Annotated in this window: 14 protein-coding genes; 5 read left to right on the forward strand and 9 right to left on the reverse strand. The window is 63.9% G+C overall.

Annotation, left to right across the window (positions count from 1 at the left end):
- Window positions 1–17: 17 nt before the first annotated feature.
- From IEX64_RS02165 to IEX64_RS02180, 4 genes are all read right to left on the reverse strand, one after another.
- Complete coding sequence (locus IEX64_RS02165) at window positions 18–776, reverse strand: hypothetical protein (RefSeq protein WP_188817814.1); 759 nt, start codon at window positions 774–776, stop codon at window positions 18–20.
- A gap of 20 nt (window positions 777–796) precedes the next feature.
- Window positions 797–1480 carry a hypothetical protein gene (locus IEX64_RS02170; RefSeq protein WP_188817816.1) on the reverse strand — a complete coding sequence of 228 codons (684 nt, stop codon included), beginning with the start codon at window positions 1478–1480 and terminating at the stop codon, window positions 797–799.
- Between the two features lie 137 nt (window positions 1481–1617).
- Window positions 1618–1920, reverse strand: coding sequence for a hypothetical protein (locus IEX64_RS02175; RefSeq protein WP_188817818.1), 303 nt, complete (start codon window positions 1918–1920; stop codon window positions 1618–1620).
- Between the two features lie 5 nt (window positions 1921–1925).
- Entirely contained in the window at window positions 1926–4835 is a 2910-nt protein-coding gene (locus IEX64_RS02180) for a M16 family metallopeptidase (protein ID WP_188817820.1), read from the reverse strand.
- A 611-nt stretch (window positions 4836–5446) separates the two neighbouring features.
- Here IEX64_RS02180 and IEX64_RS02185 point away from each other — a divergent pair.
- Entirely contained in the window at window positions 5447–6331 is an 885-nt protein-coding gene (locus IEX64_RS02185; RefSeq protein WP_188817823.1) for an OmpA family protein, read from the forward strand.
- A gap of 40 nt (window positions 6332–6371) precedes the next feature.
- Here the strand turns inward: IEX64_RS02185 and IEX64_RS02190 are convergent, their stop codons facing one another.
- Window positions 6372–6821, reverse strand: a complete 450-nt coding sequence (locus tag IEX64_RS02190; RefSeq protein WP_188817826.1) for a nuclear transport factor 2 family protein — start codon at window positions 6819–6821, stop codon at window positions 6372–6374.
- 305 nt (window positions 6822–7126) lie between these two features.
- Between IEX64_RS02190 and clpB the strand changes: the two genes are divergently transcribed.
- A complete protein-coding gene (gene clpB, locus IEX64_RS02195; protein ID WP_188817828.1) occupies window positions 7127–9706 on the forward strand; it encodes an ATP-dependent chaperone ClpB in 2580 nt (859 codons plus the stop codon).
- Between the two features lie 222 nt (window positions 9707–9928).
- Here the strand turns inward: clpB and IEX64_RS02200 are convergent, their stop codons facing one another.
- From IEX64_RS02200 to IEX64_RS02210, 3 genes are all read right to left on the reverse strand, one after another.
- The gene (locus IEX64_RS02200; RefSeq protein WP_188817830.1) at window positions 9929–10471 is read right to left on the reverse strand and encodes a hypothetical protein; all 543 of its coding nucleotides are present in this window, start codon (window positions 10469–10471) and stop codon (window positions 9929–9931) included.
- Between the two features lie 154 nt (window positions 10472–10625).
- Window positions 10626–10919, reverse strand: coding sequence for a hypothetical protein (locus tag IEX64_RS02205; RefSeq protein ID WP_188817832.1), 294 nt, complete (start codon window positions 10917–10919; stop codon window positions 10626–10628).
- A 189-nt stretch (window positions 10920–11108) separates the two neighbouring features.
- The gene (locus IEX64_RS02210; protein ID WP_229710020.1) at window positions 11109–13949 is read right to left on the reverse strand and encodes a TonB-dependent receptor plug domain-containing protein; all 2841 of its coding nucleotides are present in this window, start codon (window positions 13947–13949) and stop codon (window positions 11109–11111) included.
- Between the two features lie 474 nt (window positions 13950–14423).
- Here IEX64_RS02210 and IEX64_RS02215 point away from each other — a divergent pair, with 474 nt between their 5' ends.
- From IEX64_RS02215 to mtnP, 3 genes are read left to right on the forward strand one after another with little or no spacing between them, the layout of a single operon-like run.
- The gene (locus IEX64_RS02215) at window positions 14424–15209 is read left to right on the forward strand and encodes an SDR family oxidoreductase (protein WP_188817836.1); all 786 of its coding nucleotides are present in this window, start codon (window positions 14424–14426) and stop codon (window positions 15207–15209) included.
- 8 nt (window positions 15210–15217) lie between these two features.
- A complete protein-coding gene (locus IEX64_RS02220) occupies window positions 15218–15871 on the forward strand; it encodes a TetR family transcriptional regulator (protein WP_188817838.1) in 654 nt (217 codons plus the stop codon).
- A complete protein-coding gene (gene mtnP / locus IEX64_RS02225; RefSeq protein ID WP_188817840.1) occupies window positions 15861–16751 on the forward strand; it encodes an S-methyl-5'-thioadenosine phosphorylase in 891 nt (296 codons plus the stop codon). Before IEX64_RS02220 ends, mtnP begins: the two co-directional genes overlap by 11 nt.
- Window positions 16752–16832: 81 nt before the next feature.
- On the opposite strand, the gene IEX64_RS02230 is transcribed toward mtnP, so the two are convergent.
- Entirely contained in the window at window positions 16833–17198 is a 366-nt protein-coding gene (locus IEX64_RS02230; RefSeq protein ID WP_188817842.1) for a hypothetical protein, read from the reverse strand.
- Between the last annotated feature and the right edge of the window lie 169 nt (window positions 17199–17367).

A 17367-nucleotide genomic window follows, 5' to 3' on the forward strand; every position in this document is an offset into this window, starting at 1 on the left:
GCCCGGGGGCGCTTCCATCAGCGGCGCTTCATCCCGGCGCTCGTGCGTTCGTTGTTGGCATATTCCTGGAAGTTCTTCTTGAACACGCCGACGAGCTCGTCGAGCGCGGCGATCGTGTCTTCGCCTTCCTTTGGCGGGAACAGCTTGAGGCCGTTGCCGCCCCACGCCTTGTATTCGAAGTCAATCTTCTGATCCTCGCCAAATTTGCGGACCATGAACAGCGTCTTGAGCGAGCGGCCGTAGATGGCGGCCTTCTGGTAGAATACGTCGGCGACGATCAGCTCGGAATAGCAGCTCGCCGTGGAATCCGAGCGGCGGGTCTTCACCTTGTTCATCGTCTTGCGCTCAAGCGGCTCTTCGTGGACGACATAGGTCGTGCCGGGGCTGAGCTGCAGTTCCTCGCGCAGGTCGAGCGAGAGCAGTGCGTCGAGCTGGCTGGGGCTGTCCAGCGCACTGGCTAGCAGCGTCTTGTTGTTGGTGTCAGTGCCTGCGTGGAGGGCGACATCGAGCAATCCACCGCCCAGCAGGCCGGTCGTGATCGAGATCATGCGCTCTGCCGGCCAGATGTGCAGTTCACACCCATCGGGAGCGTCGGGAGCAAGCGCGCGACCGGGTTCCTCTGTGGAGTCAGCGACCTCCTCTTCGGCGGACGGCGCGACGTCCGCGGCTACATCAGCCGGGGCCGTTACGTCCTCTCCCTCTTCCGCCGTCTGCGCCTGCAACGGCATGGCTGCGCCAAGGCATATTGCCGCCATGGCTACGATACGAGTTTTCATTTTGCCTCCATGACAAGGGGTCACTTGCCCCGCTTCTTTCCGGCTGGTTTGTTGAGTGCCTTGCCGAATTCCCCGACTGCGTCCGCATAGGCCTTGCCCAGTTCTTCCAGCGCAGCCTCGGCGTCTTCGGGACCTGTGGGCGGGAAGTGGAGCAGTTTAACTTGGCTGTAGGCGCCGAACCGGCGGGCGGGAGCGTCGCCCTCGAATGCACGAAACCGGTAGAGCGTCTTGAGGTATTTTCCGGTGACGATGTCTTCCTGGAAAAAGACGTCGTCGACCACCAGTTCGGCGTAGCAGGCGGTGCCTTCATCGGTGAGGCGGCCCTGTGCCCTGCGGACGACTCGGCTGTCCGGCGCATTCTTGTGGATCACTGCGCGATATCCCGGCAGCTTCAGAAGATCGGCCAGAGGGAGGGACTTCAGAATTTCGGCCTGACGTTCCGGATCGAGCGGCGTTTCGGGAAGTTTGCGGTAGCCGTCTCGCCCCTGAACGGCGCCATCCACGATTCCGCCGTGGAACCATCCGAAGTAGGTCGAACGCAAACCGCTCGACGGCCAGACGTGCAGTTCGCAGTCTACGGGGGCAGGTGCACCAGCGGCCAACGCAGGCTTGTCCACCGGCTGCGCCGTGGACGGCGTAGTCAGCGTGCCGCTTGCAACACTAACGGCCGCGACAATCGCGTACCGCATCCAGTCATGTGGCAATATCTGTTTCCCCCGAAAGCCCGTCCTTCGAATCGACCGGGGAGGGTGCTTTCGGGGGTGGTATTATTATTGAACGAATGTCTCGACAAGCTTTTGATATCAGGGGGTGTCTTCAAGGCTGACGAGACCGAAAAACCTCAGTTTTTCCGCGTTCCCGTCAGGTCCATCGTCCCGAACATCCCGGCCTTCACTTTGCCGGTGAGGGCATCGCCATCCACGGTGGCGGTGCAGTCGAGGTCCATCGGCATCGGCATGGTCATCTTCATCTGCCAGGTCAGCGTGTTGCCGCTCACCGTGCCATGCTCGATGTCCATCGAGCCGAGGTCTCCGGTGATGTTGCCGGTGAAGGTATCGCCTTCGCCCGGCACGATGGTCAGCACGCCCTTCTGCGGCCCCATCGGGGTCTTGGTCACGCAGTCATAGCTTCCTGCAACGGACATCTGGCTTACTCCTGTTCCGATCCTTCGTCGGCGCTCGCGGGCGCCGCGCGCACTTCGACTGGAATGCCGAGGTCTTTCAACTGCGGTTCGACGATCTTGCGATCTCCCACGACGACGAACGTCAGGCCGGTCGGCTGCAGGTATTCGGTTGCCGCTGCACCGATGGTCTTGGCATCGACGGCGCGGTAGATGCTCGCAAGCTGCGCGTAGTAGTCCTCGGGCCGGCCCAGCTGGTCGTTCTTGCGGATGCCGGAGAGAACCGAGGCGTTTGTCTCGAACTGGTTGGGCATGCCGCGGATCGCACCGTCGGTGACGCGCTGGAGTTCCTCGTCGCTGACCGGCTGCGAGGCGGGGAAGGCCGCCATGTCATCCATGATCGCCTTGATCGTGTCACCGGTGCGGTCGGCCTGAACCGGGGCGCTTACTTCGAGCATGCGCGGGCCGACCGGCTGGTCGACCGAGGTGCGCACGCCGTAGCTCCAGCCTTTTTCCTCGCGGATGTCGAGGTTGAGGCGCGAGAGGAAATCGCCGCCGAGCACATTGTTGGCGAGGATCAGCGGTTCCTTGCCCGGGGTCTTGCCGGTGATCGGCAGCACGCGGCCGGCCATCACCACCGACTGCGGCGAATTGGGCCGGTCGATCAGCACGATACGATTGCCGGCGGCAGGCGTCGTCGCCGCATCGATCGGCTTGACCGGGGCCGGGGTGTCAGGGGCTTTCCACCCGCCGAAGGCCTGCTCCAGCAGCGGCTTGAGTTTGTCCATGGTGACATCGCCGACCACGCTGATGCGCGCGAGATCGGGACGCAGCCACTTGTCGTGCGCGGCGCGCATGTCTGCCGGGGTCAGTGCTGCCAGCGATTCCGCATTGCCGAGGCCGTCGAGCGGCTGGGCATAGGGGTGTGCACCGTAGACCTGCGCTTCCAGCGTGCGCGCGGCGAGGCTGCGCGGGGTCGAGAGCGCCTGCGCCAGAGCCGCCTCGGTCTGCGCCTTCACCCGCACGAAGTCGCTTTCGGCAAAGGCCGGGTGCAGGATCAGGTCGGCCGTCAGCGCCAGCGAGGGGGCGAGATTGTCGCTCAGCGCGCTCAGCGTGACCGTACTGGTGTCGAGCGAGCCGTCGGTGCCGATGCGGGCGCCGAGCCGCTCCTGCGCTTCGGCGATCTGCGTGGCGTTGAGCGTCGTCGTGCCTTCATCGAGCATCGAGAGCATGAGGCCCTGCGTACCCGGCGTGTCGAGTGCGTCGGCGGCATAGCCGGCGTCGAAGTCGATCGTCATCACCAGCTTGGGCACGGCGGTACGGCGCGCCAGCACTACGGGAATGCCGTTCGAAAGCGTGGTGCGTTCGATTTGCGGGAACTGCATTGCCTTCACCGGCTGCACCGGCGGAGCTTCGCGCTTGGGTGCGGGGGGCAACGGCGCGGCTTCCGCATGCGGATCGGCCTGCGGAGCAGGGCGTTCCGCCTCGTCGCCCCAGCCGCCCATGCCGTCGCCGCTCTCGGTACGCTCACCGGGGACGACGTTGAGGGCATAGACCGGGCGCGACAGCCACTTGTTGAGCGCGGCCTTGACCTTGGCCGGGGTCAGCGCCGCCATGGCGGCCAGGTCCTTCTTGTAGTGTGCCGGATCGTCCGAATAGACTTCGCCCTCGGCCAGAGTGGCACCCTTGCCGGAAAAGCCGCCGACGCGTTCGAGGCCGCCGATCTCGCCCGAGAGCATGCTGGTGACGGCGCGGCGCACTTCATCCTCGGTGGGGCCTTGGCGCAGGTAGTCGGCCAGAACCGTGTCGAAGGCCTTTGCGGCCTCCGCGCGGTCGACGCCGGGCTTCACGTCCATCGACATCGACAGGAAGCCGAGCTGCTGGAACACCTGATCGTAGGCGGAGACGGAAACGGCCAGTTCCTTGCCGCGTACCAGCGCGTTGTCGAGCCGCGAGCTGGCAAGGCCGCCGAGGATGTGCATGCCGATCTTGAGCGCGGGCGTATCGGCATCGTTGAGGCCCGGCGCGGTCCAGTTGCGGGTGAGGCGCAGCACCGGGACCTGATCGTGGATGTCGCGCGATACCGGCGCGGCGAGCGTGACCGGATCGGCCGCGACCGGATGGATGTCCGGCCCGCGCGGAATGTCGCCGAACCACTTTTCAACCTTGGGGCGGGCAGTCGCCGCGTCGATGTCGCCCGAGAGGACGAGCACGACATTGTTGGAGCCGTAGTGGTCGGTGAACCATTGGCGCACGTCGGTCAGCGTCGCGGCGTCGAGGTCGGCCATCGAGCCGATGGTGGAATGGCGATAGGGATGGCCGAGGGGCAGGAGGCCTTCGCTCTGTACATAATCGAACAGGCCGTAGGGCTGGTTGTCGCCCTGTCGCTTCTCGTTCTGGACGACGCCGCGCTGCTTATCGAGCTTGTCCTGCGTGACTGCGGGCAGCAGGTGGCCCATGCGGTCGCTTTCCATGAACAGGGCCAGATCGAGCGCGCCGGTGGGGACCGTCTCGATGTAGTTGGTGCGGTCGTACCAAGTGGAGCCATTGGTCGAGGTGGAACCGGCGGCTTCGAGCGGAATGTCGAAGTTGGGCACATTGGCCGAGCCACCGAAGAACAGGTGTTCGTATAGGTGGGCAAAGCCGGTGCGGCCGCGCGGCTCGTTCTTGGAGCCGACCTTGTAGTAGAGCGTGACGCCGACGATCGGAGACTTGCGGTCGGTGTGGATCAGCGTCGTCAGGCCGTTTTCGAGGACGAACTTCTCGTAGGGAATGTCGACCTTGGCGACGAGATCCTGCAGCGAGGCGGCTGCGGGTGCCGTCGTTGCCGTCCCGGCATTGGGCGCCTTGGCCAGCGTGGCTACGGGCGTGGCAGTGCCAAGGGAAAGGAGAAGGGCGGCGGCGAGAGCGGTGGCGCTCGGCATGGAGGGGATGCGCATGGACCATGCTCTAGCAAACGCATGGCCCGCCGCAAGCGGGGACTGCGGCGCTTCGGGTTTCGGTGCCGGAAGCGCCGTGCAACCGTCACGCCTGGTTTGGAGGGAGGGGTTGCAATGGCAGGTTTCGACACGCGTTTCGGACGGCGCGAGGCAAGCGCGGCAGGGCTCTTTGGACTGGCCGGCGGAACGCTCGGCATGGCCTGGGCCGGATCGGCGCGTGCGGGCATCGGCGATACGTCTTCCGCTACATCGGTGGTGAAGCGGCAAAGCTGCGGGCCACTCCGCTCAAGCCTGCAGGCAGTCTGCGGAAAGGGCTGTGGGAGGCCACCAGGCGGATTGCGCGGCTCGTCCGGACCCGCGTGAAACGGTTCGCCGCGCGATGGGCTCGCGTTGCCTGTCCCGTGAACGGTGGCTTCGCATGCGTTCATCTGCAGGACAGGTCTGGCTGAACAGGCAGGAGGTCCCTCGCATGCAGGTGCTGCTTCCTGGGTGGTGCCGTGAGCAATGAGGGGTAAAGAGTTTTCGCCAGTCGGAAGGGCGGTCACCGTGGATGTCGCATGACGTGGCGCGGAATGGCCGGGGCGGCTGGTACAATCTGAAGGAGTAAATTCATGCGTGTCACATCCCTGCGGCCAAAGCTGCTTTTCCTGCTTGGCGCTGCGGCCTTGCCGGCATCGGCTGGCGTCTCCGCGCAGGAACTGGACCCGTCCGCCGACACGGGCGTCGCTGCGACCGTCTATGGCGCGCGTCCGGTCGATCCGGCGGAGATGACCGAAGGGCCCGAGGTCGAAGGCATCATCTCGGCGCGTAGCGGTGACAAGATGCGGGTGACGAGCACCGACGGAACCAGCGCCGTGATCACCATCACCGACGATACCCAGATCAAGGGGCGCGGCGGTTTCCTCGGCCTCGCTAGCAAGGAGCGCGCGGCGACGTCGCTGCTCAATGGCCTGCCGGTCAGCGTGAAGACGCTGCAATCAGGCGAAGACCTGTTCGCCAGCGAGATCAAGTTCCGCAACGACGACTTCAAGACCGCGGCCATGATCCACAACGGCACCGATCAGCGCTTCGCCGAGCAGACCGCGGCAACCGAGGCGCTGCGCGGCCGCATGGGCGACATCGACAAGTACAACATCAAGGGCACGACGAACGTGAACTTCGACACGGGCAAGGCCGTGCTCTCCCCGCAGGGCAAGCAGGCGCTGTGCGCCGCGGCATCGCAGGCCGAGAGCATGGACAACGCGCTGCTGCTGGTGGTCGGCTACACCGATTCCACGGGCAGCCTCGAATACAACCAGAAGCTCAGCGAGAAGCGCGCGGGCCGCGTGGTCAACTATCTGCAGCAGGCCTGCGGCTGGAAGCCCTACCGCATGCTCACGCCCACCGGTATGGCCGAAGCCGATCCGCTGGCGAGCAACGATACAGTGGAAGGCAAGGCGCAGAACCGCCGCGTTGCCGTGAACATCCTGGTCAGCAAGGGCCTCGACGGCCTTTGAGATGTGCGGGGTGGGTGCGGCCCACCCCGACAATCGCGACTTATCCGCGCTTGAAGATCTGGCCGCTGTCGAAGCGGGTGATGCGCCATTCGCCGTCGGAATCGCGGCGGCATTCCATCTTCACGTCGGCAACGGCCAGCGGATCGCAGTACTTGTCGAGATCCTTCACGGTCGCGAAAAAGACCAGCAGGTAGCCCACCTTGGCGTGGTCCGCGTCGTCGAAGGAGACGCGCAGCGAGGAGATGATGTGGCGCATGGTCATCAGCCCGGCGCCGGCTTCCATGGCCTCGGCGCGGCCCTTGTAGAACGCTTCGACCGCCGTAAGGCCGTCGCGCCATTCACCGCCCACGAAATACTGCACATCTTCGGCCAGGCAGTCCGCCTTGCGCATCGACAACCCGTTGTTGATGTCCAGCTCGTCGCCCCATTCGTAGATGGCCTGCTTGATCGCCAGGACGTCCGCTGCCTGTTCGGGGGTGAATTTCGCCACGTCTGTCTACCTCTTCCCGTTACTGTCGGTGTTGCGCGTGAGGCTAGGGAAAGCCGGGCAGGGCGCCAAGACCTTTAGGCGACAGCGCTGTCGATTAGCGCCGTGGCGACATGCAGGATTGGCAAAGCGCAGGTCTGTGCCCATCTTGGACGCGGCGAGGGGCGGACGGTCACAAATCGTTCGTATCCTTGTGCAGAATCAAAACATTCCGGCCTTCCCGGTGCTAGAGACAAAAATCATCGGAGAGGCTCTTGTGTTGCAAAAATGCAACACTATATCATCGGGGTCAGGAGGCATCACACACCATGAATCTCGAAAAGTTCACCGACCGCGCCAAGGGTTTCCTGCAGGCGGCACAGACCGTCGCGATCCGCTTGAACCACCAGCGCATCAGCCCCGAGCATGTGCTCAAGGCGCTGCTCGACGATCCCGAAGGCATGGCCGCGGGGCTGATCAAGCGCGCGGGCGGCAATCCCGAATATACGACCGAGGAACTCGACAAGGCGCTCGCCAAGGTGCCGTCGGTGTCGGGCAGCGGCGCGCAGGCCTCGCCGGGGCTCGATAACGATGCCGTGCGTGTGCTCGATGCTGCCGAGCAGGCTGCGACCAAGTCGGGCGACAGCTATGTTACCGTCGAACGGCTGCTGCTGGCGCTGGTGCTCGCCACCACGACCCCGGCCGGGCAGGCGCTCAAGGCGGGTAACATCACGGCCGAGTCGCTCGAAGCCGCGATCACCGAACTGCGCGGCGGCCGCACCGCCGACACCGCTTCCGCAGAAGAAGCCTACGACGCGATGAAGAAGTACGCGCGCGACCTCACGCAGGCGGCGAAGGACGGCAAGCTCGATCCGGTCATCGGCCGTGATGAGGAAATCCGCCGCACCGTGCAGATCCTGGCGCGCCGCACCAAGAACAACCCGGTGCTCATCGGCGATCCCGGCGTCGGCAAGACCGCCATCGCCGAAGGCCTCGCACTGCGCATCGCCAATGGCGACGTGCCCGACAGCCTGAAGGACCGCCAGCTCATGGCGCTCGACATGGGTTCGCTGATCGCGGGCGCCAAGTACCGCGGCGAGTTCGAGGAACGCCTCAAGGCGGTTCTCGACGAAGTGAAGGGCGCCGAGGGCCACATCATCCTGTTCATCGACGAGATGCACACGCTGATCGGCGCGGGCGCTTCCGAAGGCTCGATGGATGCCGGGAACCTGCTCAAGCCTGCGCTGGCACGTGGCGAGCTGCACTGCATCGGCGCGACCACGCTCGACGAGTACCAGAAGTATGTCGAGAAGGACGCCGCGCTGCAGCGCCGTTTCCAGCCGATCTTCGTCGATGAGCCGACCGTCGAGGATACGATCTCGATCCTGCGCGGGCTCAAGGAGAAGTACGAGCTGCACCACGGTGTGCGCATCACCGACAGCGCGATCGTGGCTGCCGCGACGCTCTCCAACCGCTATATCACCAACCGCTTCCTGCCCGACAAGGCGATCGACCTCATGGACGAGGCCGCCAGCCGCATCCGCATGGAAGTGGAAAGCAAGCCCGAGGAAATCGAAGGCCTCGACCGCCGCATCATCCAGCTCAAGATCGAGGAATCGGCGCTCGCCAAGGAGAGCGACGACGCTTCGAAGGATCGCCTCGCGACGCTGCGCGACGAACTCGCGAACCTTGAACAGCAGTCGAGCGAGCTTACCACGCGCTGGCAGAACGAGCGCGACAAGATCGCTGCCGAAGGCAAGATCAAGGAGCAGCTCGACCAGGCGCGCATCGAACTGGAACAGGCACAGCGTTCGGGCGACCTCGCCCGCGCGGGTGAGCTGTCCTACGGCACGATCCCCAAGCTCGAAAAGCAGCTTGTCGAAGCGCAGGAACAGTCGGGCAATGCCCTGCTGCGCGAGGAAGTGACCGAGGACGACATCGCCGGTGTCGTCAGCCGCTGGACCGGCGTGCCCGTCGACAAGATGCTCGAGGGTGAGCGCGAGAAGCTGCTGAAGATGGAAGAAGTCCTCGGCCAGCGCGTGATCGGCCAGAAGGATGCGGTGGAAGCCGTTTCCAAGGCGGTGCGCCGTGCCCGCGCCGGTCTGCAGGACCCGAACCGGCCGCTCGGCTCGTTCCTGTTCCTCGGCCCCACGGGCGTCGGCAAGACCGAGCTGACCAAGGCGCTCGCGAGCTTCCTGTTCGACGACGACACCGCGATGGTGCGCATCGACATGAGCGAGTTCATGGAAAAGCACGCGGTCGCCCGCCTGATCGGCGCGCCTCCGGGCTATGTCGGCTACGAGGAAGGCGGCGTGCTGACCGAAGCGGTGCGGCGCCGGCCCTATCAGGTCGTGCTGTTCGACGAGGTGGAAAAGGCGCACAGCGATGTGTTCAACGTGCTGCTGCAAGTGCTCGACGACGGCCGTCTGACCGACGGACAGGGGCGCCAGGTGGACTTCACCAACACGCTGATCATCCTGACCAGCAACCTCGGCAGCCAGTATCTCTCGAACCTCGAGGAAGGGCAGGACGTCGAAAGTGTCGAGCCCCAGGTGATGGACGTCGTCAAGGCGCACTTCCGCCCCGAGTTCCTCAACCGTCTCGACGAGATCGTGCTGTTCCATCGCCTTGGCCAGGAGCACATGGGTCCGATCGTGGAGATCCAGATCGAGCGGGTGCAGAAGCTGCTCAAGGATCGCAAGATCGTGCTCGAACTGACCGACGCCGCCAAGCGCTGGCTGGGCCGGGTGGGCTACGATCCGGTCTACGGCGCAAGGCCATTGAAGCGCGCGGTCCAGCGCTACCTGCAGGACCCGCTGGCCGAAAAGCTGCTCGCCGGCGAAGTGCCCGACGGCTCGACGGTGAAGATCGACGACGGCGACGGGGCGCTGGCCTTCGTTGTCAGCTAGGACAGATTGAAGCGGGGGCAGAGGCCTGTCGCTTCAGCCAAACGAACGGGGCGGAACCGCGAGGTGCCGCCCCTTCTTTTTTGTTTTGATAGCCAGCGCTTAGTCGGCCCACTCGAAAATGCTGGCAAGCTCTGTGCCGCCCTGGAACTCGAACTTGTCGACCACTTCCCAGGTCATGCCACCATTGCCATCGTCCTTCGCGCCCCGCATGCCGGGAACGATTCAGTTTACGCGGTAGCCTTTAACGCCGGTCTGACGATTGATCCGCACGAAATAGGACCCGAAAGTCGCCTTCTTGAACTCGACCTGATCGCCTGCTTTGGGGCGGCGCAGGTAATAGGGGTTCTCGGTAAGCTGCCAGGTGGCACCTTCGGCGATCGTCAGTCGATACTTGCCGTTGACAGTACTCACATCGGTGATCGTCGTTTGCATGATGTCGTCGGATGCTTCATCTCCGCCGAACAGGGCGATTTTGGGGAGCGAGAAACCGAACAGCGAGCGGCGCATCTCCTTGGCCTCTGCCTTGTCGATGACCTTCACTTCGCCCTTGTCGGCAGCGCTTATCAGGCTTCCGGATTCGCGATCGTAACAGGCGAGGCGCTCGGCATCGTCGGCAAGCGCACGGCATTCGGCGAGCTTCGAGAGGACCTGCGGGAGATCATGGTTCTGACCGTTTTCGTCCTTGGCCGCTGCGGGACTATTCAGGGCCATCGCAGCAGCTGCCACCGTCATAGCGGTGAAGGGGGGAAGGAACATCCTCTTCATTGTCTGGCCTCGCCTAGCCTTGTTGTGACTTGCCGAACGCCGAGGCGCCCGGACGGACCTTACCCTGCACTATGGACAGAGGAAAGAACCGTGTGGTTTGTGCCTGTTGGCCCAAAACTGTGCACCGCACGGGTGCGCCATTGGGCGTTCGATTTCAGGAGCCGGGCGAGCCAACGCCCCAGGTGTTGCCGCGGTCGATCGTGTTCTTGGCGGCAGAGCGATTGAGCTCTTCCTCGCTTTCCCATTCAGCAATCGTCTTGCAGACCTTGATGCGCCGCACGCGCGAACCGGTGACCGATAGGCGCTTACACTTCACTTCCGATTTCGGGTCGACTTCACCTTTGTCGGCGGAGTGCAATGTATCGGTGGCGTCGGTGGACTGCGGGGTGTCGGAGGCGGCAGCCGGACCGGCAGCCAATGCGGCGACGAAGAAGAGGAAGGAAGGCATGAGAATCCTTGGTGTAAATTTGTGAACCATTCAGGCGTCTAGCGGGAGCTTACCCTACTTCCGGTTCGCCTGTCAGGGGGCGATGCGATTTATTTCCATATGTTGATCGGCTCTTCTGCACTCGGGCAACAAAAAAGGTGGCGATGCCCAGGCATCGCCACCTCCTTTTGCGTTATCGATCGAATGTGATCAGAAGCTCACGTTCGTCGTAACCATGAAGCTGCGACCAAGAACGTCGTAGGTCGTCGGGTAGGTGTTACCCGAGTTATACGTGGTCGAGCCGATGTACGAGCTCACGTTCGGCGGCTTCTTGTCGAGCAGGTTGAAGACCGAGAGCGTGACGCCGATGTTCTCGGTCGGCTGCACGCGGTAGGTCAGGTCGAAGTAGCTGTACGACGGGATCGTCATGTACTCGTCCAGGATCGACCGGTCGTCGTCGGGAAGAGCAAGCTCGGCAGCACGGTCTTCGTACTGAACACCGTCCATCCAACGCCACAGCAGCGACAGTTCGCCAGCATCGCCGAAGCCGACGGTACCGCGGACGTTGAAGCTCCATTCGGGAACGATCGGGTCGCAGTTCGTACCGTACTGACCGACGCACTCACGCATGTCGGACGTCGGCGAGGCCTGGAACTTGTACTCGTCCGTCCAGTTGCCGTTGAACGAGAAGCCCACGTGACCGAAGCTGGTCGGCTGGCGGTAGTTCAGGCGAACATCGACACCCGAGGAGATCAGCGTGCCCTGATTGGTGCGCTGCAGGATCAGGCCCGGGGTGTCACCGCCGCCGTTGAGCGAACCGTTGAGCGGGTTACGACCAACGAGAGCGCATGCGTCTGCATTGCCATCGTCGTAGCACGGATCGAGGATGTCACCCGGAGTCGGGACCGTGATCGCGTCGGTGACCTTGATGTTGTAGTAGTCAGCCGTGAACGACAGGCCCGGCACCTGCGGCGGGGTGAGGATCACGCCGATGGTGTACGAGTTGGCCTTCTCCGGACCGAGGTCCAGGTTGCCGCCGCTGGTGGCGTTGACCTGACCAGCCGAAGGCTGCGGGATCGAGCCGATCGAGTTTGCCGGAGCGCCCTGAGCGATACAGATCGCGGTCAAGGCAGCATTGCCAACCGGGTTCGAGCCGGCGCAGGGATCGGTCGCAAGGTTGGACAGACCCGTTGTGACGGGATTGTACAGCTCGAAGATGTTCGGCGCGCGAACGGCACGCTGGTAGATACCGCGAACGGCATAACCCTGCGCGACTTCCCAGGTACCACCAGCCTTCCACGTCCAGGTGCTGCCTGCGGTCGAGTACTTCGAGTACCGCACACCTGCTTCGAGCGAGAGGTTGTAAATGCCCGGAGCGTCTTCGACCACGGGAACGAGCAGCTCGCCGTAGGCTTCGTACACGTCGTAGCCGCCAGTGAAGCTCGGCGCCGGAGCACCAGTGCCAAGGACTTCGTCCTGCGTGGCGCTGGCCGCGTCGGACTGCTGCGAGGCGGTGTACTTGCGGTATTCACCACCGACGGCGAAGCCGATCGGGGTGTCTGCCCACAGGAAGCCGCTTTCGGTCAGGTCGCCCGAGAAGGTCGCGTTGACGACCGACAGCGAGGTCTTGACGGTCGACAGGGCCGGAGCGCTGAAGAACGCGACCGAGCGCGGATCGATCGACTGACCATCACCGAACAGGTTGATCGGATAGCAGTTGTTCGACGAGTCGACGCAAGTGTCGGCATCGGTGGTGCGCAGCGCCTGCTGGACGCGCGACTTCAGACCCCAGTTGATGTTGGTCTCGGCCTTGTCCGACTCGCCGTAGCTGCCGAACACGTCGAAACTGATCAGGTCGGTGACCTGGCCGCGAACACCGGTCCAGATCTGGAACATGTTCGTGGTGTAGTCGGTCTGACGGTTGCCCTGCTCGACCAGACGACGGTTGATGATCGTCGGGACTTCCGTGCCGTTCGCAATGGCGCCGGCGCAGTCGGCAATCTCGTTGTCAGCGCAGAGCTGAGCCTGGATCTGGGGCGTCAGATATGCGTTGTTCAGCGGCATCTGGTAGGTGTCACCGAACAGGCCGGACGGTGCAAGCTGGAGGCTCACGGTCGTCTTGTTGAACATGGCCTTGGAGTAGACTTCGATGCCGTCAGCAACTTCGTAGTGTGCCGATGCAAACGCATTGAAACGCTCGAGCGGGGTCTGGAAGTAGTTGAAGGGAGCGAAGTTGAAGCTGTTGTACTGATCGACCAGGGCTCCGGTTTCCGGATCGTACTGATCGCCGTTCAGGCGGGTCGGAACGGTAGTGCCCGAACCGATCGACTGACCGCCGACGAACAGGGTATCTCTGGAGATCGCACGATCGCCCTGGAGAACCGGATCGATGGACTGGTAACCGACCGACAGCACCGCGTTGCCGCGGCCATCGTCGAAGTTGCCGCCGACGGTGACGTCGGTGCGGAAGCGCTGGCCGTCGCCACGTTCGGTCGTGCCGAACGAGCTGGTGACGTCGACGCCCGAGAAGTCCTTCTTGGTGACGAAGTTGACAACACCGGTAACGGCGTCTGCACCGTACACCGAAGAAGCACCGCCAGTAACGATCTCGACGCGCTCGACGAGAGCGACGGGGATGTTGTTAAGGTCGGTGACGCCGTCGAGGTCGGCGGGAACGATGCGCTGGCCGTCGAGGAGCACCAGGTTGCGGTTGTCGCCGAGACCGCGAAGGTTGAACGTCGCGGTACCGCCGCTGCCGTTGTTGACGCTGGCGTTGATGCCCGGAGCGACACCCGGAAGTTCGCCGATGAGTTCTTCGGCGTTGGTGGCCTGGCGCAGGTTGATTTCTTCTTCACCCACGACGCCGATCGGGCTGGACGTCACGAGGTTGGGGTTAACGATGCGAGTGCCGGTAACGACAATCGCGTCGCCGCCTTCCGATGCGGCCGCGTCAGCAGCTGCTTCCTGTGCGTAGGCACCGGTGGTGCCGATCGCGAAAGCAGCAACGCAAGTAGCGCCCCGCAATGCGGCCTTTTTGAGAAGTGTGTTCACGTTGGTGTCCCTTGTTGCTTTCGTTCGCCCACCAAGTGAGTGACCATTCCTGATGAGCGACCCGGATGCCAGCAGCGGTGCGCCTGTCGGTGCTTTGCTGCCATGGGGCGATCTTGTTGCGCTACGGAAAGCCGCTTTCAATCCAATTTGCCGCATTGCGCAAAATGACTTTCGGGTTGTGTTTTAATTGCAACAGTGTGTCGGGGCGGTAATGCCATTGCCTGCGTCGTCCCGCAGAATCCCAGCGTTTTCAGGCGCAATGGAGATGTGGCAGATGAGCATTAACCCGGCTGAAAATTGCGCTTCGCATCGCTGCAGTGAAATCCTGTTGCGTGGCGGCGGCAAGCGCGGCCTGCTGCATTGACCGTTGCGGTCCGGGCTCTTAACCGTGCGCTTAAATTTATCGGTCGGCACCGTCCGGCGCCGTTGCTTGCGTGAAAGCCTGCGCAAGCGTTCAGGAAAGGAAAAACGAACATGAAGCTTGATAGCTCCGTTGCCGCCGTCGTGACCGGCGCTGCCTCCGGACTTGGCGCCGCGACTGCCCGCGCGCTCGCGGCGCAGGGCGTGAAGGTTGCGATCTTCGACCTCAATGCCGAGGCGGGCGAGGCGATGGCCAAGGAAATCGGCGGTGTCTTCTGCGAGGTCAACGTGACCGACGATGCCAGCGTCGATGCCGGCTTCGCCAAGGCGCGCGCGGCGCACGGGCAGGAGCGCGTGCTCGTCAACTGTGCCGGTATCGCTCCGGCCTCGAAGACCGTCGGCAGGAATCGCGAGACCGGCGAGCCCAAGGCGCATGACATGGGCCTGTTCGAGAAAGCCATTGCCATCAACCTCGTCGGCACCTTCCGCTGCATCAGCAAGTCGGCCGCAGGCATGGCAGCGCTCGATCCGGTGGACGAAGCCGGCTCGCGCGGCGCGATCGTCAACACCGCTTCGGTCGCGGCGCAGGATGGCCAGATCGGTCAGGCCGCCTATGCCGCCTCGAAGGGCGGCGTGCTGGCGATGACGCTGCCGGTTGCGCGCGATCTCATGGCCAACGGCATTCGCGTGAACACGATCCTGCCGGGCATCTTCGAAACGCCGATGATGGCGGGCATGCCGCAGCAGGTGCAGGACGCGTTGGCCGAGATGGTTCCGTTCCCCAAGCGCCTGGGCAAGCCCGAGGAATATGCCAAGCTCGCTCTCTTCATGGTCGAGCATGACTACATCAACGGCGAGTCGGTCCGCCTCGACGGTGCGATCCGCATGGGGCCGAAGTAAGAGCGGCCATGGCGGGTCGCAACACGACGCAGGCGGGGGGCACGGCTGGACTGGCCGCCCCTCCCGGTGCGCGTGAACTGTTGCTGGATACGGCCAGCGCGATCATGCGCGAAGGCGACGTGATCGACATTTCGCTGTCGGAGCTGTCGCTGCGCTCCGGCCTCAATTCGGCGCTGGTGAAGTACTATTTCGGCAACAAGGCGGGTCTGCTCAAGGCCTTGCTCGAGCGCGACTGGCAGGCCATCGTTACCAGCGTCGATGCCTTGGTGGCCAAGGACGAGTGGAACCCGGAAGACAAGCTGCGCCGCCACTTGTGGAAGGTCGTCGATACCTTTTACGCGGTGCCCTATCTCAACCGCCTGACGATGCGCGTGATCCGCGAGAGCGACGATGCCGAGGCGCGCCGCATCGCCGAATGCTACCTCTCACCGATCTACCGTGCCTACGAGCAGCTCATCGGCGAAGGCGTGAAGGCGGGCGTGTTCCGTGAAATCGATCCGCAACTTTTCTACTTCACGGTGACCGGCGCGGTGGACCGGTTCTTCTCCACGCGTCTCGTGCTCAAGCACTGCTTCGATCAGGACACGTTGACCGAGGAACTGCGCGACCGCTACCGCGAACACACCATAGACATCATCATGGCAGGTATCCTTGCGCGCTGAGAAAAGCAGCTACTGGCACATCGGGGTGATCGGCGGCTCCGGGCTGGCCGCGGGCATCGATCTGGAAGACGCACAGGAGATTGCCGTCTCCAGCCCCTTCGGCGAGCCCTCTGGCCCGGTGATTACCGGCCGGCTCAACGGCGTGCGTTTCACCTTTCTGGCGCGCCACGGGGCAGGGCATCGCATTCCGCCCTCGCAGGTGAACTACCGCGCCAATATCGACGTGCTCAAGCGCTGCGGCGTCACCGATCTGGTGTCGCTCTCGGCGGTGGGATCGCTGCGTGAGGAGCTGGTGCCCGGCCAGTTCGTGACCGTGGACCAGTTCATCGACCGTACCCATTCGCGCGAGAACAGCTTCTTTGGACCGGGCCTTGTCGCCCATGTCAGCCTTGCCGATCCGGTCTGCCCGCGGCTCTCCGCCGCGCTTGCCGCCTCGGCCCGACAGGCTGGCGGCACCGTGCATCGCGGGGGCTGCTACGTGGCCATTGAAGGTCCGCAGTTCTCCACTCGCGCCGAAAGCCGCATGTATCAGGCGTGGGGTGCGGACGTGATCGGCATGACGGCGATGCCCGAAGTGCGCCTCGCGCGCGAGGCCGAACTGCCATACGCACTGCTGGCGATGGTCACCGACTACGACTGCTGGCGCGAGGAAGAGGCCGGGGTGGAAGTGACCGATGTCCTCGCCGTCCTCCATGCCAATGCCCGCACCGCGCGCGACACCATGGGCGCGATGGCGCTGCAACTGCAGGGGCTGCGCGAACCCAGCCCGATCGACATGGCGCTGGAGCATGCCTTCATCACGGCGCCGGATGCGCGCGATCCGGATATTATCGCGCGGCTCGATGCCGTCGCCTGCCGCATCTTCGGCGAGAAGGACTAGGCGGCTTCGCTTCAACAGAAAAACCCCTCCCGCGGCCGGGGCCGGGGCCGGGGAGGGGCAGGGGTGCTACCAGACCAGCGGTCAACTGCCGGGGTTAGCTGCTGCGCTGGCGCCCATGTCCTGAGTCCGGTTCTGTGCCTTGCTCATAGTGCGGGAGCGGGTCTGGTCGCCCGATTGCGTCTGGTTCTGGATGCGCTTGCGTTCCTGGCGCATTTCACGGGCCTGATTGCGGCTGCGGTCCCAGGCACGGATGCGGTCCATCGAGCCCGTGTCCGAAGACGACCCCATCATCGTGCCGCCGCCCATGGATCCACCCATGGCGCCCATACCGCCACCCATACCGCCACCCATACCGCCGCCGGGGCCGGCAAGGGCAGGGCTCGCGACCAGCGAGAGGGCAAGGGTTGCGCCGGCGAGAATGCGGACTTTTGCTGCTTTCGAAATCATAATTTCAAGCTCCTCCGTCGTTGCCCCCGACAGTGTCACCCTGCGAAGTCAGATTGGCTCGCAGAGCTGACGGCAACCTGACAACTGTATTCAAGTGAACATAACTGAAGCTCGGTTCGTCGCGGCCAAGCGTGTTTGGGAACTGCCTGTCGCGGCGCCCGTTTTCTAG

It is taken from the genome of Novosphingobium indicum (assembly GCF_014645195.1).
Taxonomy (GTDB): domain Bacteria; phylum Pseudomonadota; class Alphaproteobacteria; order Sphingomonadales; family Sphingomonadaceae; genus Novosphingobium; species Novosphingobium indicum.